Genomic DNA, 17,509 nt, shown 5'->3' with positions numbered 1-17,509 from the left:
CGAGACAAATTCCGTCAGTATCTTCGGGCGTCGAAGAGGAAAGCTTAATCGCGTGCCGGGAGGCCAACAAAACCGACGAGGCGCGCGTCCATGAGGGAAAAAAGTGATGTTTGATAAAATTTCGATGGTTGCGGCCTTGTGCCTGGTTGGAACGACCGCCGCATCCGCAGTTTCGGATGAACCTGCACCGACGGAAGTCCCGCGCCTGCATCAATATGTTGCCGACGTATCAGCCAAACGGATTGAGGCGGATGTGCGCAAGCTCGTTGGTTTTGGGACGCGTCACACGCTGTCGGATACCAAGTCCGACACCCGCGGCATTGGCGCTGCGACGCGCTGGGTCGAATCCCAATTCAAAGAGATCAGCAAAAGCTGTGCGGCCCCGCTTGAGGTCTTCACCGTCTCCGACACGGTAACCGGTCCGCGCATTCCGACCCCTACCAAGGTCACCAGCGTTGTTGCGATCCAGCGCGGTATTCTGGATCCCGACCGCATGGTCATCATGTCGGGTGATCTGGATAGCCGTAACTCGGACCCGCTTGACGGCAAGAATGACGCGCCGGGCGCCAATGATAACGCCTCCGGCATGGCCGGCACCATGGAAGCCGCACGGGTTCTCTGTAAAACCAAATTCCCGGGTTCCATTGTTTACCTTGGCCTGTCGGGCGAAGAGCAGGGCCTTTATGGCGGTAAGATTGTCGCGGCTTATGCCAAGAAGCATGGCTGGCGCATCATGGGGATGCTGAATAACGACATGATTGGCAACATCTCCGGCATCAATGGCGTGATCGATAACTCGACCGCCCGGGTCTTCTCTGAGGGCACGCGCATTGTCGAAACTCCGAAAGAGGCCAATCAGCGCCGTTTCTGGGGCGGTGAGGTCGATAGCCCGAGCCGAAACCTCGCGCGGCTCATTGCCAAGCTCGGTGACCAGTATGTCCCGAACCTGAAGGTCATGATGGTCTACCGGCTCGACCGGTTCCGCCGGGGTGGTCACCACCGCCCGTTTAACGAAGCCGGTTATCCAGGCGTGCGGGTTATGGAGACCAATGAAAACTATAATCGCCAGCACCAGAACGTGCGGGTTGAGAACGGTATCCATTATGGTGACACTATCGACGGTGTGAACTTTGATTATGCCGCCAAGCTGACCTCGCTCAACGTGGTGACACTGGCGTCTATCGCCGGCGCGCCGCCTGCGCCCGTCAATGTGACCATCGAAGGGGCCGTATCGCCTGACACCACCATCAAGTGGGATATGCGTCCGGACCAGAAGGAAACGGCGAACCTGCGTGGCTTCCGCGTCTATTGGCGCCTGACCACCGACCCGCAGTGGCACTGGAGCCGTTGGGTCGGCAAGGATGCCCGTTCGCTCACCCTCAAGAATGTTGTGATCGACAATTATTTCTTCGGGGTTGCCGCGGTTGCCAACGACGGCCTTGAAACGCCGGTGGTCTTCCCGGGCCCGATGGGGGCTTTCGACCATATGCCTGAAGCCAAAAAATAAGTCTGGCTTTCAGCCTGGGCTGAAAATTGACTGCCGCGGCCCAGTGTCGCGGCAGTTTTTTTATGATCTGTGAGGGATCCTAAAGCCGTACACGAAGCTGGCTATCGCGTTCTTTTGACGCATATGTGAAGGCCCGCTGCCGTTAAGCGTGTTATAGGACTGCTAAATCAACGCAATCATCGGGTTGGGGTATGAAAAGACGGACATCACTGGTTTTGCTGGCAGCCCTGTGGCTCCTTGGCGGCGCACAGGCGGCTTCGGCTACCCCTATGGCGACCGCAGACGACAGCCACAGCAAGCTCGCCCTTTACGGTGAAACCGTATCGGTTGCTCCTGGCGGCAGTGTCTGGCTTGGTGTTCATATCACCCCCGAAAAAGGCTGGCACACCTATTGGCAAAATCCTGGGGATAGCGGCGCGGCCCCTATCTTGACCTGGAAGCTGCCTGCGGGGGTGAAGGCTTCGGCTCCCCTGTTCGGTGCCCCGCATGCGATCCGCTTCGGCCCGTTGATGACCTATGGCTATGAAGGGCCTTCCACGCTGCTGGTTCGCCTGGAAGCGGACAGTTCCATTGCCGATACTCTACCCCTGCATCTGTCCGCCGAATGGCTGACCTGTGCGGATATTTGTGTTCCGCAATTGGCAGAACTTGATGTCACCCTTCAGAAGGGGGCGGCAAAGCTCGACCCCGACAATAAAAGCCTTTTCGCGGCGGCAAGGCAGGCTTTGCCGGAGCCGTCTTTCTGGGATGCCAGCCTCAAGGTTGGGAAGGCAAGCTCTGACCTGACGGTCTTTATGGCGAAGACGGATATCCCAGACGTCAAATCGGTCCGGTTTTTCCCAGCCTTCGAAGGTGTGCTGGACTATCCTGCTGACCAAAGCTTTGCCTTCACGCAGGAGGGGCTAACCCTTCATTTCCCGCGCAAGCCGGGGGCTCCCGCGCCGAAGTCTGCGTCTGGCGTCTTGGCACTCTATTATGACGATGGTACCTCCGCCCACTATGAGATGACACCCAAGCTGGATATCGCGGCTGATGTCGCATCCCAGGCGAAGGGCGCGCCTTCTTCACTGGATACGCTCCTGCCGCAAGCTCATGCTGGTTTGCCGATATGGCAGGCGGCCCTGTTTGCCTTTTTAGGCGGCTTGATCCTCAATTTGATGCCGTGCGTTTTCCCGGTTCTCTCTTTGAAGGCTTTCGCCTTCATCTCGGCCAACAATAGGAGTTTGGCACACCGGAGGGCCGAAGGATGGGCTTATACGGGCGGCATCTGGGCCAGCTTCATGGTTATCGTGAGCGCGCTTATGGCCCTGCGTGCGGGGGGCACTGCGATCGGATGGGGCTTCCAGCTTCAGTCCCCGATCTTTGTCGGCCTTATGACGCTGCTGATGGTGCTTGTGGCCCTTTCACTCGGCGGGTTAATCCATATTCGTCTGGGTGTTGAAGGGGCAGGGGGCAGTTTCGCCGCCAAGGAGGGAATGCAGGGCGCGTTCTTCAAAGGCGTACTGGCAACTTTGGTCGCGACACCGTGTACTGCGCCGCTGATGGCGCCTGCTATCGGCTTCGCGCTCACCCAGCCGCTTCTGGTGGTCTTCACCATCTTCACGCTGCTTGCCCTCGGGCTGGCGCTTCCTTTTCTCATCTTGTCCTATAGCACGCGCGTTGCCGCCATGATGCCAAAGCCCGGCGCGTGGATGGAAAAGCTCAAGGAAGGTTTGGCCTTCCCGATGCTGCTGACCGCGGCCTGGCTTCTCTACATTTTCGATCAGCAGACCGGCAGTGCGGGCACGCTGATGCTGGTGTCGGCGATTATCGTGTCGGTGTTCGCTGTCTGGCTGTGGCAGCAAGGCCAGGGGAGAGTCCTGCGCGCGATTGCGCTTGTCTGTGGTGTTGCTGCACTTGTTGCCATCGTCCGCGTGCCGACCCCCCAAGATCATCAGGCCGCAAAAACCGAAGCTGGGGACGTCGCCTATTCGGATGCTGCGCTCAATCAACTGCTGACCGATGGCAAGCCGGTGTTTGTTTATTTTACTGCGGACTGGTGCATCACCTGCAAGGTCAATGAAAGTCTGGCCTTGGACCGCGAGGACACCCGCACGCTTTTCAAGGACAAAGGCGTTACCGTGATGGAAGGCGACTGGACCAACCGGAATGCCGAAATCGCCCATGTGCTGGCCCGCTACGGTCGCGCTGGTGTGCCGCTTTATCTTTACTTCGCTCCCGGGAAGGCGGAGGCGACCGTCTTGCCGCAGATGCTGACCTATGGCATCTTAAAGGACACGCTTGATGGGCGTTGACCCTTTGTCCGAAAGGAGGGGTACCGTGCGTTTTTTCAAAATCTGTTTCCTGTTTTTGTGTGCAGGTTGGTCTGTCGCTGCAGCCGCTGAGCCCGTGCCAGGAAAAGCTGCGCCAGCCTTTACAGGAACCGACAGCAAGGGCCAGAAAATTTCCTTGTCTGACTTCCGCGGTAAACGCGTGGTCCTGGAGTGGACCAACAAGGACTGCCCTTATGTCAGGAAGCATTATTCCAGCGGGAACATGCAGCGTTTGCAGAGGGCGCTAACGGAAGACGGGGCTGTCTGGCTTTCAGTAATTTCATCCGCGCCCGGCAAGCAAGGCTTTCTGACACCGGAAGAAGCAGATGATGTTGCCGCTCGTGAGGGCAGCTATGCCGACCACATCATTCTGGACCCCGACGGCGTGATCGGCAGGGCATATGGTGCCAGCACCACGCCTCATATGTTCATTATCGATACGGATGGAACGCTCCGCTACATGGGGGCGATAGATGACCGGCCTTCGACCCGTCAGGCCTCGCTCAATGGTGCCACCAACTATGTGATGAAGGCATGGACGGCGGTTAAAGCAGGTCAGCCTGTAAACCCCACCTCGACAAAACCTTACGGATGTTCAGTGAAGTATGGTCGACAGTGACCGCTCGATCCGCTGATTTCTGCGGCAGGCGGGGCTGTTCGCATTAATCGTCTGTTAAACCTATTGATTGAGACTGAACGACCTGTAAGATGCGGGACAATCTATAATTTTTTTCAGGCAGGCGCGCGCCCATGTTTCTATTCATCGGTCTGATCGTCGTTTTGGTGATGGTTTTTGGCTCCTTCGCGATTTCGGGGGGCAATTTCGAAATCATCCTTCACGCGATTCCGCACGAATTGATGACGATTTTCGGTGGTGCCGTTGGCGCCTATATCATCGCCAACTCGACAGGGGTCATCAAAGGCACCTTCAAGGGCATCATGATGGTGATCAAGGGTCCGAAATGGCAGGCCGAAGATTACCGCGACCTTCTGTGCCTGATGTATCTGGTGACCAAGACCATCCGCTCCAAGGGTGTGGTCGCGATCGAACCGCATGTCGAAAACCCTGAAGAATCAAAGATTTTCCAGCAGTTTCCGCGTATCGTATCGGACCATCATGTGGTCGACTTCATCTGCGATTATGTGCGCATGATGACTATGAACTTCGAAGATCCCATGCAAATGGAAGACGCGATGACCATAGACCTCGAGAAGCACCACCGTGAGGAACATGAACCCCAGCATTCGCTGCAGACCATGGCGGACGGCCTTCCGGCTGTCGGTATTGTCGCGGCCGTTCTGGGGATCGTGAAAACCATGGCCGCAATCGCGGAGCCGGTTGAGGTTCTGGGCGCCATGGTCGGTAGCGCCCTTGTCGGTACTTTCCTTGGTATCTTCCTGTCCTACCTGCTGGTGGCGCCGATTGCCGGTCGCCTGAACCAGATTCTGGAACAGGATGGTCAGTTCATGAACCTGATCAAGCTCATCCTGGTGTCGCATCTGCAGGGGAACCCGCCGCAGATTTCGGTGGAGATCGGCCGACGAAATGTCCCGACGCCTCTGATGCCCGGCTTTATCGAGCTTGAAGAGGCAATCGCCGAGCTGCCGCCTGATCTTTGATCGGTTTCAACCTAATCAACATCACAAGGCAGCCGGATTTCTCCGGCTGTTTTGCATATAATCAATGACTTGTCGCGCGGCCTTCGTCAGAATGGCAGCGTGTTTCCATTAGCCAAGCGGAGCGTCTCATGTCTGAGCCCAAGAAAATTCGTGCCGGTATTCTAGGTGCAAGCGGTTATACGGGGGCTGACCTCGTGCGCTTGCTGATTTCGCACCCGAACGTCGAAATCGCGCTGATGACCGCGGAGCGAAAGGCCGGGATGCCGCTTTCCGAAGTCTTCCCGCATTTCCTGGGTTATGCGCTGCCGGACCTGATCAGCCTTGATGAAGTCGAATGGCCGGCGGTTGAGCTGGATGTCGTCTTCTGTGCGCTACCGCACGCGACGAGCCAGGAAGTCATCAAGGGCCTTCTGCATGCCACCAAGCACAGCCTTTTGGATGAGATGATTGTCGAAACTGAAGGCGACCTTGCGGACAGCATCAAGGGTGAAGTGAAGGTTGTGGACCTCTCGGCTGATTTCCGGCTCCGGAATGTCGATACCTACGCCGAATGGTATGGCCGCTATCACCAGGCGCCGGAGTTGCAGTCGAAAGCTGTGTATGGTTTGACCGAAGTTTATCGGGAGCAGGTCAAGAAGGCGTCGCTCGTAGCGTGCCCCGGCTGTTATCCGACGGCGGCTTTGCTTGCCCTTGTGCCGCTCCTGAAGGCTGGGCTGATCGGCACGGAAGATATCATCATCGATGCCAAGTCGGGGGTTTCCGGGGCAGGGCGCTCGCTCAAGGAAAGCAACCTGTTCGCGGAAGTTGCTGAGGCCATGAATCCTTATGGCATCAGCCATCACCGGCATATGCCGGAAATCGAGCAGGAACTGGGCGTGGCTGCGGGGGAAGACCTTTCCATCAGCTTCACGCCGCATCTGGTTCCGATGAACCGGGGCGAACTTGAAACCATCTATGTGAAATTGGCTGACGGGGCGTCGGTTGATGATCTCCGTGCGGCGCTTACAGACGCCTACGAAGATGAGCCGTTTGTGCATCTGCTGTCAGAAGGTGTCGCACCGGCGACCCGGATGGTCCGCGGATCGAACAACTGTGTGCTCAACGTCTTCCCGGACCGGATTTCTGGCCGTGCGATCATCGTTTCTGCGATCGATAACCTTGTGAAAGGCTCGTCGGGACAGGCGATCCAGAACATGAACCTCATGTTCGGCCTTGATGAAACGGCGGGTCTTTCGCAGGCACCAATGTTCCCGTGAGCAAGCAGGACGACACCCAACGGCCCATCTGCCGGGATACCGCACTCGGCGGTCGCTTGAGCCCCTTCAAGGGCCAATGGCCAACCGTTCCCGAAAGCGCCTTCATCTTTCATGGTGCGCAGGTTGTTGGGGATGTCACGCTCGGGGAGCATGTCAGCATCTGGCATAACTGCGTCCTCAGGGGCGACGTGAATTCGATTCGCGTCGGTGAGCGCAGCAATATCCAGGACGGCACGGTTATCCATGTCAGTACACGGACCTTTCCAACCACCATTGGTCGGGATTGTCTGATCGCGCATATGGCTATGCTGCATGGCTGTACGCTCAAGGACCGGGCTTTCGTCGGTATGGGGGCTGTTGTCATGGACAATTGCACCATAGAGGAAGATGGAATGCTGGCGGCGGGCGCCATGCTTACGCCGGAGAAAACCGTTGGTTCCTGTGAGCTTTGGGCGGGCCGTCCGGCTAAATTTGTCCGGATGCTGACGGACGCGGAGCTTGAAAAGAACCGCAGCATGGCTGAACATTACCACCAGCTTGCACTCCAGCATAAGGCTGATGCCGAGGGTCGTACGCTCGACCGGCCTTATCCGTAAGGAAAGCATGATCAAATCATTGCAATCCAAGGGTTGTTTCTATAGCTAATAGGACCAAATAGGTAATGTAACCGGACACACGCGCCGGGATTATCTATCCGACTTTTCTGTCAGACACGAACAAATAAGGGAGTCTCCCATGAGCTTTGAATTGCCAGCATTGCCGTATGCCGATACGGCGCTTGAACCCCATATTTCCGCAAACACGCTCAGCTTCCACCATGGCAAGCACCACAATGCTTATGTCACCAACCTGAACAAGCTGATCGAAGGCACTGATTTCGCTGGCAAATCGCTTGAGGACATCATGAAGGCGACCGCCGGTGATGCCGCGAAAGCCGGTGTTTTCAACAACGCCGCGCAGGTTTGGAACCACACCTTCTATTGGCATTCGATGAGCCCGAACGGTGGCGGTAAGCCCTCTGGTGCGCTCGCCGACAAGATCGACGCCGATTTCGGCAGCTTCGATGCGTTCGCTGAAGCCTTCAAAACCGCGGGTGCCACGCAGTTCGGTTCCGGCTGGGCTTGGCTTGTCCTGAATGCCGACGGCAAGTTGGAAGTGGTGAAAACCGCCAACGCGGAATGCCCGCTGACGGCTGGTAAAACCCCGCTCCTGACCATGGATGTGTGGGAACACGCTTACTATCTCGATTATCAGAACCGCCGCCCGGACTATATCGCGACCTTCCTGTCGTCGCTGGTAAACTGGGACTTTGCGGCTCAGAATTTCGCGGCTGCTACTGCATAAACTGCGTAGTCTGGTCTATAAGGCGAGACACCAAAGGGCCGGGTTTCCGGCCCTTTCTATTTTACCTGTTGCACCTGCGACAGTTGCTGCCGAAAGGCCTCATTCCCGTACCGATTTCTGTTGCATCGGCAACAGTTCGCCGTCATTTTGCCCGCCATGACCCCAAAGACAGATACAGAGACCGACAAAAAGCTTTATTGCCAGGAGATGGTGCGCCGGGATGACCCCGATCGCTACTATGCCACCCTGTTTGCGCCTGCCGATCATCAGGGCGACCTGTTCGCGCTTTATGCCTTCAATCAGGAAGTCGCCAAAACGCGGGAGAGCGTGTCCGAACCCATGCTCGGTGAAATCCGGCTGCAGTGGTGGCGGGAAGCGTTGGAAGGTCTGGCTGAAGGAACAGTCCGGGCGCATCCGGTTGTCGAGGCGCTGGCCGAGGTGAAAAACCTTCAGGTCGCCTTGCCGATGCTTCATGCCGTCATCGAAGCCCGTGGGCAGGATATGTATGACGGCGGCACTGCCGATTTTGCGGCGCTGGAGGCCTATGCCGACGGAGCAGGGGGCGCGCTTCAGGAAGCGGCGGCTGTTCTGGTGGCTGGGGATGACACGATCCGCAAGGCAGCACGAGCGTCAGGACGAGCTTTCGCGATGCTGGGGCTTGTGCGGGCGCTGCCGTATCACTGGCAGGCTGGGCGCAGTTATGTGCCGCAGGAAGCCGATGTCGATATCGCGAGCTTCACCGAGGCAGAAAAGCTTTTCCCCGCCCTCAAACCGACGATCGAGCGGATGACCGCATTTGTGCAGGGGGGGCTTGAGGAAAGCCGGGCAGAAGGCAAAAAGGCAGGAAGAGCAGGCCGGTCGGCGCTGGCCCTGAATGGCCTCAGCCGTCTTTACCTCAGGGGCCTGGAAAAGGCTGGGATGAACCCGTTCGAGCTGGCCGGGCAGGAGCCGAGTGACCTGAAGCGGCTTTTGGCGCTCGCCGGAGTCGCCTTTCTGGGGCGGGTATAGACGCCTGCGAACAGGCAGCCTTAAAGATCATCGGAAAAATCTGGATGCAGAAAAAGCCCGCCAAAAATATTGGCAGGCACCACTTTCAGATGCAGACGATACTTACGCCCGGATGTCTACGCGCTCACCAACACCACGGTTGGTTGCCGACGGTTCGGCTTCCTTGCGCTCGATCTGCGAATCTTCGACTTCCTTACGTTCGGTTGCCGCGGATTCAACAGAACCGCTCCGCCCAGTGGCGTTCACGGTTTGCGCAAGCGTAGCGCTTGATCCTTGAATATCCATTTTATCACTCCAGCGACGTGTGATAACCCATGACACACGCCCTCTCAGCACTTACAACTATACTCGATATGGCTGACCGGCCAAAGGATTTCACGCATTTTGGGCCTGAAATCGCCGTTTTCGGGCGGTTTTGCTGATTTCAGGGGCCGAAACCGGGGGTGAATATTGTTTAAAATTTTAGCTATCCGAATCATGCCTTTAACGCTCGGCCTCGTGCTCAGTGCCTGCGCAAGCGGGCCTGCGAAGCACGCAACGGAGGGGGATGGGCCTGTTTCTGTCCGGGCGCGCAATGAACTTGCGGCCCACAATCCTCTCGGTCTCGTGCATGTGGGCGAGGGGTTTGAGCGCGCAGGCGATCTTTCGGGCGCCTACAAGCTTTATGGCCAGGCCCTGGCGGCAGATCCCAAGCTTCTGGAGGCAAGGGTCGCGCTTGCCCGCACCCTCGGCAAACTTGGCGAGCATGACGAAAGCATCAAGCGATTGACCGCGATGGTGGGCGAATATCCGGACAATCAGACAGTCCGGCATGAACTGGTCGAGGCTTATGTCCGCGCAGGCGACTATAAACTGGCCACGGAAAGCCTGGGCCCCCTGGTCGGTACCGATAAAGCCAGCCCTGAACTGTTGGACCTGGCAGGCCGCCTGGCTCAGGTAAACGGCAACCCCACGGACGCCCGCAGCTATTTCGATCGCGCGCTCAAGAAGGCGCCTGGCAATATGGCGGTCACCCGTCATATGGCGCTGTCGTTTGCGCTGGCGAAGGATTATACCACGGCGGTGGCAATGCTGCAGGTTGACCTCGATAGCGCAGCAACACAAACGTCGGCGCAGGAATCGCTTGCTGTCGTCTATGCGCTTTCCGGCCAGTATGACGCGGCGATGACCATTGCGAAGACCATCATGGACCCGGATCAAGCGGCGAGCCTCAGGCTTTATTATGCGCTGTTGCCGAAGCTGGAGCCTGCCCAGCAGGCGGAGGCTGTGATGTTCGACCGTGTGCCCAAGGATGTGCTGAAACGGCTGTCGCCCGATGGGGCAAATTGACCGCTTGAACCCGGGTGCCAGGGGCGCTAAGGAACGCGCGGGTAATCGTTACAGTTGATCAGTCAGGAAAGGGCGGCGCCGTGAAGACATGCCGGAACATGACCGAGGTGCGGGAAGAAATCGACCGGGTGGACCGGTTGATCGTGCCGCTGCTTCTGGAGCGTCTGGGCTATATCGCCCAAGCCGGGCATATCAAACAGGACCGCGAGGCCGTGCGGGACGAATGGCGGATTGAGGATGTGGTCAGCAAGGCCAAGGCGACTGCAGAGGGCCTAGGCGGCAACGATGGCTATATCGAGGATATTTACCGTCATCTGATCGAGTGGAGCATCGCCCACGAATTCACGGTGTGGGACGGCGTCAACGAGACAGCCAAGCAGGCCTGAGGCTCTTTAGCCTTTGCCTGATGTGCAATCGGTACAGAGAGCGGCTGCCGGGTCCAGGTCCAGCCGTTTGGGGCTGATCTCCTCACCGCAGCGCACACAGTAGCCATACTCCCCTTCATCAAGCCGCTGAAGCGCGGCTTCCACCTTCTGAAGTGCCTGACGCCTGCGGGCGGCAATCGCCTGGTTCATGGCCTGGCCCTGCAGGGCATCCATGCGGGAAAGGCGACCGACACGGGATTGATCCAGCTCCACGGTGCCACGGGATTCCTCGCTGGAGTGATCCATGGCCTCAAGCTCTGCCTTCAGGGTATTCAGGCGGGCGCGTATGTCGGCATCGGTCATTTGATGGTTCCTTTCCCCTTCCACTGGTTACGTAAATGCGGCGTGCCGTCAAGCCTGCTGACGTCACTTGACAGCAGCTGTTAGGCGCGGGACAAAAGCGGAAAGAGGGGAGACACATCATGGCCGATACCGGGTATATCCTGGCCCTGGACCAGGGAACCACAAGTACGCGCGCGCTGGCATTCAATGCCGAGCATAAGGTGCTTGCGGTCGCCCAGCGGGAACTCAAGCAATATTACCCGGCCAATGGCTGGGTCGAGCATGACGCCGCTGAGATATGGGATGCCTCGCTCGCGGTGATGGCCGAGGTGATCGGTGCCATGGAGGCGCGCGGGATGACTCCTATGGCGCTCGGCATCACCAACCAGCGTGAAACCACCATCCTGTGGGACCGCCGGACCGGGGAGCCCGTCCACCGGGCCATCGTGTGGCAGGACAGGCGCACGGCCGACGTCTGTGACGACCTCCGCAAGGAAGCTGGCGTAACAGCCCGCATCACCCGCCAGACAGGACTTCTGCTGGACCCCTATTTCAGTGCCACCAAGATCGCCTGGATACTGGACAATAACCCGGACCTGCGTGCGCTTGCGACCGCGGGGGACCTCGCCTTCGGGACGGTTGAAAGTTATCTCCTCTACCGGCTGACAGGGGGCATACGCCATGCCACCGACGCCACCAATGCGTCCCGCACCATGCTTTGCGATATCCGGACCTGCACCTGGTCGGAGGAACTGCTGGACCTGACCCGGGTTCCGAAGGCCCTGATGCCGGAAATCGTCGATAACGCCGGGGCGTTTGGTGTGGTTGACGAAGGTTTGCCGGGCGCGGGTATCCCCATCACGGGGCTGATCGGGGACCAGCAATCCGCCGCAGTGGGCCAGGCCTGTATTGCGCCAGGCCAAGTGAAAAGCACTTACGGCACCGGCTGCTTCGTGCTGCAGAACACCGGCGAAGAGCTGGTCTATAGCCAGAACCGGATGTTATCGACCGTCGCTTACAGGATAGGCGGCAAAACGGCCTATGCCATGGAAGGCAGTATCTTCAATGCCGGGACGGTGGTGCAGTGGTTCCGGGACCAGTTGGGGCTGATCCAGTCGGCACCGGACAGCGAGGCCCTGGTTGCCGGGCTCAGCGATTCCGGCGGGGTTTATATGGTGCCCGCCTTCACCGGGCTTGGCGCCCCGCACTGGCGCGCGGATGCCCGTGGGATGCTGTCGGGGCTCACCCGGGATACATCGGCGGCCCATATTGTGCGGGCAGGGCTTGAATCGGTGGTTTATCAGACGGCGGATCTGTTTGCGGCCCTGAAGGCTGACGGGGCGCAACCGGCTGAGATCGTCCGGGTCGACGGCGGCATGGCGGCCAATGGCTGGTTTGTCCAGTATCTGGCCGATATCTGCGATGTGCCGGTTGAAAGGCCGGTGTCGGTGGAGACCACGGCGCTTGGCGCCGCGCTCTGTGCCGGGGTCGGCATCGGCTTGTGGCCGGACCTGGAAGCTGCGACAGCCCAGTGGCAGTTGGACGCCCATTATGACCCGGCCATGGAAGCCGGGCACAGGGCCGGGCTCCTGAAAGGCTGGCAGGCGGCGCTCCGTCAGTGCCTGGCCTGATTGTATAGCAGCCAAAGGTTGCCGGTATTTTGTTCAAATTCAATGACTGTTGAAAGTATAGGGTTGATCCTGTCTAGACAGTCAGAAAATAAAGAGTATGCAGAATGTGAGACCAGTTCACTTTAACTTGACGGTATCACAGGAATTATTTGCTTAAGATTTGGGCAAAATATGATTACAATGCCCTGATCTGGCGTCCAGAGCTGTTCGTCTCGGCGATGGCGCTGTTTGACCCAGAGGGCTTACCCCCATCGCCCTCTGGGTCATCTATTTCCAGACATACCCGCCAATAAAAAAGGACGGCCATGACCGTCCTTTCTCTGATATTGGGGTATGGAACAGGCTTATTCCGCGGCGTTTTTACCTGCCTCAATCGCTTCTTCGACATGGGCGCGGCGGGCATCATGCTCATCGGCAACCTTCATGTCATTGGCCTGCATGGCATCGATATCGATGTTGGCGAAGCCAAGGATGCCCATATCACCATATGCCTTCTGGATCTTGTCACCCCACAGGCCGATGTCCTTGACCACGGGGACGATACGGCTGAAGAGCCCGGTCCGGAACATCTTCATGCCTTCGGAGTGCTCCAGGTAATATTCACATTCCTTGACCGGGTAATCGAGGGTTTCCCAAAGCTCGGTGCTTGTGAAGCGGTCGCGCATCAGGTAGCAGGCTTCGATCAGGAATTCTTCGCGCTCATTGCGCTCGGCCTGTGTCAGTTCTGGATAATAGTCCCTGAGCGTGAGGCGACCAAAGGCAACATGGCGGGCCTCATCCTGCATGACATAGGCGTTGACGGCCGCCGCAAGCGGGTTTTTGGCATTGTCCCGGATATTGGCGAAGGCTGCGAGCGCGAGCCCTTCTATCACCACCTGCATGCCGAGGTAGGTCATGTCCCAGCGTTTGTCACGCAGGACCTGGTCGAGAAGGGACTTCAGCGGCCCGGTAATCGGGTAGGCCAGGCCGATCTTCTCCAGGAGCATCTTGTAGCTTTCCACATGGCGGGCTTCATCGATCACCTGGGTGGAAGCATAGAATTTGGCTTCGCTGTCCGGCACGTTCTGGACGATCTTGGCAGCGCAGAGAAGCGCGCCCTGTTCGCCATGCAGGAACTGGCTGTTGGACCAGGCAGCCTGGTGGCGCCGGGCTTCGGACTGTTCCTTCTTGGACATTTTCATGAAAAAGTCCGCGCCGTAGAGCGGGAACAGTTCGATCGGGATGCCGAGTGGGTCATCGGGATCAAGTTCCTGCGACCAGTCAATACGGCTTTCCGCATCCCACTGGGATGACTTACCCTTGCGGTAGAGGTTCAGAAGGTCTTTGCGGTCGTCGCTGTAGTTCCAGTTGAAGAGCGCGTCATAGTTTTGCGGCACATCCCACTGGTTGTCTTCAAGCGCTCTTGCGTAAAGCGGATCCAGAGCCATCTTTCCCCTCCCAGGTTGCAGGCTTAATGGACGTACCAGTCTAGGTAAAGAAGGTGCCGCTGGCAAGTGACAAGATTATCAATAAGGTGCAAGCACTTGCCAAAAAAAGAGAGGCAGCCGCAGTGCCTGCGGCTGCCAAGTTCCAGGGTAGAAGAGCCTTATAGGCTTAGAAGCTAAGCTTCTGAGACCCACGACCGAATTCGGGGTAGGCCTCCATGCCCATTTCCGCAAGGTCGGAACCAAGCTCCTCGTCTTCCGCCGAGAGGCGGATGCCTACGGTCGCCTTGAGAGCGAACCAGGCAATGGCGCTTGTGAGGGACACAAAAGCGCCAATAGCGAGCACGCCGATAGCCTGCGTGCCAAAGTGTGTGTCAGGGTTCGTGAAGGGAACCGCCATGGTGCCCCAGATACCGCAGACCAGGTGAACAGAGATGGCACCAACGGTGTCGTCGATCTTCAGCTTGTCAACGAACGGCACGGAGAAGACCACGAGCACACCGCCGACAGCCCCGATGAGGGTGGCGACAAGCGGGGTCGGGGTTGCAGGGCCCGCCGTGATGGCCACGAGGCCGGCGAGGGCGCCGTTCAGGATCATCGACAGGTCAGCCTTGCCGTAAACCACCTTGGTCAGCAGCATGGCTGCGATCAGGCCGCCACAGGCTGCCATGTTGGTGTTAACATAGACGTTGGAGATCGCAACGGCGTCGGACGCGGAAGCCATGGCAAGCTGCGAGGAACCGTTGAAGCCGAACCACCCAACCCACAGGATGAACGTGCCGAGCGTGGCGAGGGTCATGTTGGAGCCGGGCATCGGGCGCACTTTGCCGTCAGGGCCGAACTTGCCGATACGCGGGCCAAGGATGATGGCACCCATGAGGGCAGCCCAACCGCCACAGGAATGAACGAGGGTCGAGCCTGCGAAGTCGGAGAAGCCCTTCTCGGCGAGCCAGCCCTGACCCCAGACCCACGAGCCCTGGATCGGGTAGATGAGGCCGGTGAGGATGACCGTGAAGATCATGAAGGGGAACAGCTTGATGCGCTCGGCAACCGTGCCGGAGACAACCGAGGCGGCGGTGGCCACGAACACGACCTGGAAGAAGAAGTCCGAGCCGGTGGTGTGGCCGCTATAGTCGGCGCCTTTTTCGGCGAGAGCGGCTGCATCATTCGGGGAGAACATGGCGAAGGTGCCGAAATAGCCCCCGTTGACGCCGGTGTACATCAGCTCGTAGCCCACGAGCAGATAGACCACACAGGCAACAGCATAAAGCGCGATGTTCTTGAGGCAGATTTCGCCAACGTTCTTCGAGCGGACGAGACCGGCTTCAAGCATGGCGAAGCCTGCCGCCATCCACATGACGAGGAAGCCGCCCATCAGGAGCAAAAGCGTGTTGAAGATATAAGCGGTTTCACCACTCACCGCGGCGGAAGCGGGAACGGACAGCAACAGGGCACCGGCCGCGGCAAGCAATAGCTTCTTGGGCATGAGTTTGGATATCATTGGTTCACTCCTTAAAGCGCCGAGGCGTCGGTTTCGCCCGTGCGGATCCGCACGACCTGGCTGAGGTCGAGGACAAAAATCTTGCCGTCGCCAATCTGGCCGGTGTGGGCGGTTTGTTGGATGGCCTCGACAGCCTGTTCGGCGACCGCGTCGTCGGTGGCGACTTCGAGTTTCACTTTGGGCAGAAAATGGACTTCATATTCCGCACCGCGGTAGATTTCCTTCTGGCCACGCTGACGTCCGTACCCCTGTACTTCCGTCACCGTCATGCCGTTGATGCCAATCTGGGCAAGGGCATCCCTGACCGGGTCGAGCCGGTGAGGTTTGATGATGGCTATGATGTATTTCATAACGACTCCCTGTGGTTGCTGTGGTTCCACCTCCCTATCAGCAGCTTCCGTGCCAGTTTGCAAAAGTCATAAATATCAATGACTTGAGAAAGCATTCATTAAAAATAGATGGTTTTTTGTGCACAAAAATTACGGTGTGCACAAAAAATGAGCATTAATATTTCAAATTTATGTCCCGAAAAGGGTGGGCTATTGCGGGAGTGCCTCAGGTTAAGGCGTTACGTGTCCTGAGGCGCCTTGTTGGGCGCGGCAGTTAGCGGCTTGTGGGGCCAAGCAGTCTATCGCCTCTGCATACAGAAAAGCCGCCGTCTCTCGGGAGACTGGCGGCTGTTCGGGGTCGGCGGGGCCTTGGGAAAGATTGAGGGCTATCGCGGCCTTATTCGCCGTCCGGGTTCGGATTTGGGTTCGTTTCATGTGCGGGCTGGCTTTGCTGCCGTTTCTTGCGCTGATTATCGATGATCGTCTTGGCGCCGGTCTGCTGGCAGGCGTTGGTCATGGCCATAAAGACCTGGCCGCCTTCGGTGGCGCGGCCGCTCACGGCCATCTGGAATGCCTGAAAGCCGGCAGATTCACCGAGGAGGCTGGCTGCATCGGGGCCGAGCTTATCGAGCATGGCCTTGATGCGCGGGTTCTTGAGGCCCTGCAGCCGCTGATCGAGGCTTTTTGCCAGGTTGGCATCGCGCCCGCCCACCAGTTTCACCACCTGCCGGAAGCTGAGCGGCAAGAGGAAATCCACCGTGGCAGCGCCGACATTGCCGTAATAGGTGCAGATGTCTTCGTTATCATCCGCGCGCACGGGCAGGGCCGTGGTCACGGCTGTGAGGCTAAAGGCACCCATGAGGGCAGCGGCCAGAGGTTTTTTCATCGGTCGGCTCCATCCTTGACTGTCTTTTCTTTGATACATCATCAGGGCTGGCAAATGAACCGACAATGAATGGCGCTGACAACCAGATGTCAGCGAAGGCTTAGCGTTTCGGCAAGGAGCGCATGGCGGCCCGGGCAGCACCATCTTTCCATTCAGGATGTTTGGTTTCCTCCGACTTTATGGCGCGGAAGAAACGCAGGAGCGCGGCAGGTGAGGGAATGCGCGGTGTCGTGGCCAGTTCCCAGTGGATACCGTTGATCGGGTCATCGAAGAAGACGGCATAATAGCCAGGCGCATAAATATCATAAGCGGCAGGGGCTTCGGTCACCGGAATGTCATTCTTCAGAAGGAATTCCGTATAGAATTCATTTATTTCACGCCTGTTTTTCGCCCAAAGCGCGATGTGATGAATGCCGGTCGCGCGGGCCTCATGGTCAAGCTTGTCGCCGCTTTTCGCGGGCTGGATGCCGATGTAACTGTGGGGCATGGGAAAGCGCGCCATATAGTAGGTGGAGCGGTAGCCGATATCGAGGGTCCAGAAGCTTTTGTAGCCCAGCCATCCGAACATCTTGTCGTAGAAGGCCACCGAGGCTTCATAGTCGAGCACCGAAAATTCCACATGATGAACACCGCGCCAGCGCATGGTTCCCTCCTT

18 protein-coding genes are annotated in these 17,509 nt (G+C 58.1%); 11 read left to right on the top strand and 7 right to left on the bottom strand.

Annotation, left to right across the window (positions count from 1 at the left end; translation table 11 throughout):
* The first annotated feature begins 106 nt into the window (after positions 1–106).
* The 8 genes from K6118_RS07380 to K6118_RS07345 all read left to right on the top strand — a co-directional run bounded on the left by K6118_RS07380 (position 107) and on the right by K6118_RS07345 (position 9,047).
* Positions 107–1,507: a M28 family metallopeptidase gene (locus K6118_RS07380; RefSeq protein ID WP_247119596.1), complete on the top strand. Its 1,401-nt coding sequence runs from the start codon at positions 107–109 to the stop codon at positions 1,505–1,507.
* Positions 1,508–1,698: 191 nt separating this feature from the next.
* Positions 1,699–3,801 carry a protein-disulfide reductase DsbD family protein gene (locus tag K6118_RS07375; protein ID WP_247119595.1) on the top strand — a complete coding sequence of 701 codons (2,103 nt, stop codon included), beginning with the start codon at positions 1,699–1,701 and terminating at the stop codon, positions 3,799–3,801.
* A 25-nt stretch (positions 3,802–3,826) separates the two neighbouring features.
* A complete protein-coding gene (locus tag K6118_RS07370; RefSeq protein WP_247119594.1) occupies positions 3,827–4,438 on the top strand; it encodes a redoxin domain-containing protein in 612 nt (203 codons plus the stop codon).
* A 131-nt stretch (positions 4,439–4,569) separates the two neighbouring features.
* A complete protein-coding gene (motA, locus tag K6118_RS07365) occupies positions 4,570–5,439 on the top strand; it encodes a flagellar motor stator protein MotA (RefSeq protein WP_247119593.1) in 870 nt (289 codons plus the stop codon).
* A 128-nt stretch (positions 5,440–5,567) separates the two neighbouring features.
* Complete coding sequence (argC, locus tag K6118_RS07360; protein ID WP_247119592.1) at positions 5,568–6,695, top strand: N-acetyl-gamma-glutamyl-phosphate reductase; 1,128 nt, start codon at positions 5,568–5,570, stop codon at positions 6,693–6,695.
* Positions 6,692–7,291: a gamma carbonic anhydrase family protein gene (locus K6118_RS07355; RefSeq protein WP_247119591.1), complete on the top strand. Its 600-nt coding sequence runs from the start codon at positions 6,692–6,694 to the stop codon at positions 7,289–7,291. The genes argC and K6118_RS07355 overlap by 4 nt, the downstream gene beginning before the upstream one ends.
* Before the next feature lie 139 nt (positions 7,292–7,430).
* The gene (locus K6118_RS07350; protein ID WP_247119590.1) at positions 7,431–8,039 is read left to right on the top strand and encodes a superoxide dismutase; all 609 of its coding nucleotides are present in this window, start codon (positions 7,431–7,433) and stop codon (positions 8,037–8,039) included.
* Positions 8,040–8,195: 156 nt separating this feature from the next.
* Positions 8,196–9,047 (top strand): phytoene/squalene synthase family protein, encoded by an 852-nt coding sequence (locus tag K6118_RS07345; protein WP_247119589.1) that lies wholly within the window; start codon positions 8,196–8,198, stop codon positions 9,045–9,047.
* 102 nt (positions 9,048–9,149) lie between these two features.
* Here the strand turns inward: K6118_RS07345 and K6118_RS07340 are convergent, their stop codons facing one another.
* Positions 9,150–9,332 carry a hypothetical protein gene (locus K6118_RS07340; protein WP_247119588.1) on the bottom strand — a complete coding sequence of 61 codons (183 nt, stop codon included), beginning with the start codon at positions 9,330–9,332 and terminating at the stop codon, positions 9,150–9,152.
* A gap of 192 nt (positions 9,333–9,524) precedes the next feature.
* Here K6118_RS07340 and K6118_RS07335 point away from each other — a divergent pair, with 192 nt between their 5' ends.
* Positions 9,525–10,376: a tetratricopeptide repeat protein gene (locus K6118_RS07335; protein WP_247119587.1), complete on the top strand. Its 852-nt coding sequence runs from the start codon at positions 9,525–9,527 to the stop codon at positions 10,374–10,376.
* Positions 10,377–10,456: 80 nt separating this feature from the next.
* Positions 10,457–10,762 carry a chorismate mutase gene (locus K6118_RS07330; RefSeq protein WP_247119586.1) on the top strand — a complete coding sequence of 102 codons (306 nt, stop codon included), beginning with the start codon at positions 10,457–10,459 and terminating at the stop codon, positions 10,760–10,762.
* Between the two features lie 6 nt (positions 10,763–10,768).
* Here the strand turns inward: K6118_RS07330 and K6118_RS07325 are convergent, their stop codons facing one another.
* Entirely contained in the window at positions 10,769–11,104 is a 336-nt protein-coding gene (locus tag K6118_RS07325) for a TraR/DksA family transcriptional regulator (RefSeq protein WP_247119585.1), read from the bottom strand.
* A gap of 119 nt (positions 11,105–11,223) precedes the next feature.
* Here K6118_RS07325 and glpK point away from each other — a divergent pair, with 119 nt between their 5' ends.
* Positions 11,224–12,714, top strand: coding sequence for a glycerol kinase GlpK (gene glpK, locus K6118_RS07320; protein ID WP_247119584.1), 1,491 nt, complete (start codon positions 11,224–11,226; stop codon positions 12,712–12,714).
* A 344-nt stretch (positions 12,715–13,058) separates the two neighbouring features.
* Here glpK and K6118_RS07315 read toward each other — a convergent pair whose 3' ends face one another.
* From K6118_RS07315 to K6118_RS07295, 5 genes are all read right to left on the bottom strand, one after another.
* Positions 13,059–14,141: a ferritin-like domain-containing protein gene (locus K6118_RS07315; RefSeq protein ID WP_247119583.1), complete on the bottom strand. Its 1,083-nt coding sequence runs from the start codon at positions 14,139–14,141 to the stop codon at positions 13,059–13,061.
* Between the two features lie 166 nt (positions 14,142–14,307).
* On the bottom strand, positions 14,308–15,639 hold the full coding sequence (locus K6118_RS07310) for an ammonium transporter (RefSeq protein ID WP_247119582.1): 1,332 nt from the start codon (positions 15,637–15,639) through the stop codon (positions 14,308–14,310).
* An 11-nt stretch (positions 15,640–15,650) separates the two neighbouring features.
* Positions 15,651–15,989 carry a P-II family nitrogen regulator gene (locus K6118_RS07305; RefSeq protein WP_247119581.1) on the bottom strand — a complete coding sequence of 113 codons (339 nt, stop codon included), beginning with the start codon at positions 15,987–15,989 and terminating at the stop codon, positions 15,651–15,653.
* A 376-nt stretch (positions 15,990–16,365) separates the two neighbouring features.
* On the bottom strand, positions 16,366–16,854 hold the full coding sequence (locus tag K6118_RS07300; RefSeq protein ID WP_247119580.1) for a hypothetical protein: 489 nt from the start codon (positions 16,852–16,854) through the stop codon (positions 16,366–16,368).
* A 100-nt stretch (positions 16,855–16,954) separates the two neighbouring features.
* Positions 16,955–17,497 carry a VOC family protein gene (locus K6118_RS07295; protein ID WP_247119579.1) on the bottom strand — a complete coding sequence of 181 codons (543 nt, stop codon included), beginning with the start codon at positions 17,495–17,497 and terminating at the stop codon, positions 16,955–16,957.
* Positions 17,498–17,509: the final 12 nt, after the last annotated feature.

The organism is Kordiimonas marina (genome assembly GCF_023006325.1).
Taxonomy (GTDB): Bacteria; Pseudomonadota; Alphaproteobacteria; order Sphingomonadales; family Kordiimonadaceae; genus Kordiimonas; species Kordiimonas marina.
Note: the sequence above shows the minus strand (reverse complement) of the source record. Positions and strands in the feature narration are given on the sequence as shown.

Excerpts from the sequence above, each read along its gene's own strand:
- K6118_RS07380 (WP_247119596.1), top strand. The coding sequence starts at position 107 with ATGTTTGATAAAATTTCGATGGTTGCGGCCTTGTGCCTGGTTGGAACG.
- K6118_RS07375 (WP_247119595.1), top strand. The coding sequence starts at position 1,699 with ATGAAAAGACGGACATCACTGGTTTTGCTGGCAGCCCTGTGGCTCCTT.
- motA (WP_247119593.1), top strand. The coding sequence starts at position 4,570 with ATGTTTCTATTCATCGGTCTGATCGTCGTTTTGGTGATGGTTTTTGGC.
- argC (WP_247119592.1), top strand. The coding sequence starts at position 5,568 with ATGTCTGAGCCCAAGAAAATTCGTGCCGGTATTCTAGGTGCAAGCGGT.
- K6118_RS07350 (WP_247119590.1), top strand. The coding sequence starts at position 7,431 with ATGAGCTTTGAATTGCCAGCATTGCCGTATGCCGATACGGCGCTTGAA.
- K6118_RS07345 (WP_247119589.1), top strand. The coding sequence starts at position 8,196 with ATGACCCCAAAGACAGATACAGAGACCGACAAAAAGCTTTATTGCCAG.
- K6118_RS07340 (WP_247119588.1), bottom strand. The coding sequence starts at position 9,332 with ATGGATATTCAAGGATCAAGCGCTACGCTTGCGCAAACCGTGAACGCC.
- K6118_RS07335 (WP_247119587.1), top strand. The coding sequence starts at position 9,525 with ATGCCTTTAACGCTCGGCCTCGTGCTCAGTGCCTGCGCAAGCGGGCCT.
- K6118_RS07325 (WP_247119585.1), bottom strand. The coding sequence starts at position 11,104 with ATGACCGATGCCGACATACGCGCCCGCCTGAATACCCTGAAGGCAGAG.
- glpK (WP_247119584.1), top strand. The coding sequence starts at position 11,224 with ATGGCCGATACCGGGTATATCCTGGCCCTGGACCAGGGAACCACAAGT.
- K6118_RS07315 (WP_247119583.1), bottom strand. The coding sequence starts at position 14,141 with ATGGCTCTGGATCCGCTTTACGCAAGAGCGCTTGAAGACAACCAGTGG.
- K6118_RS07310 (WP_247119582.1), bottom strand. The coding sequence starts at position 15,639 with ATGATATCCAAACTCATGCCCAAGAAGCTATTGCTTGCCGCGGCCGGT.
- K6118_RS07305 (WP_247119581.1), bottom strand. The coding sequence starts at position 15,989 with ATGAAATACATCATAGCCATCATCAAACCTCACCGGCTCGACCCGGTC.
- K6118_RS07300 (WP_247119580.1), bottom strand. The coding sequence starts at position 16,854 with ATGAAAAAACCTCTGGCCGCTGCCCTCATGGGTGCCTTTAGCCTCACA.
- K6118_RS07295 (WP_247119579.1), bottom strand. The coding sequence starts at position 17,497 with ATGCGCTGGCGCGGTGTTCATCATGTGGAATTTTCGGTGCTCGACTAT.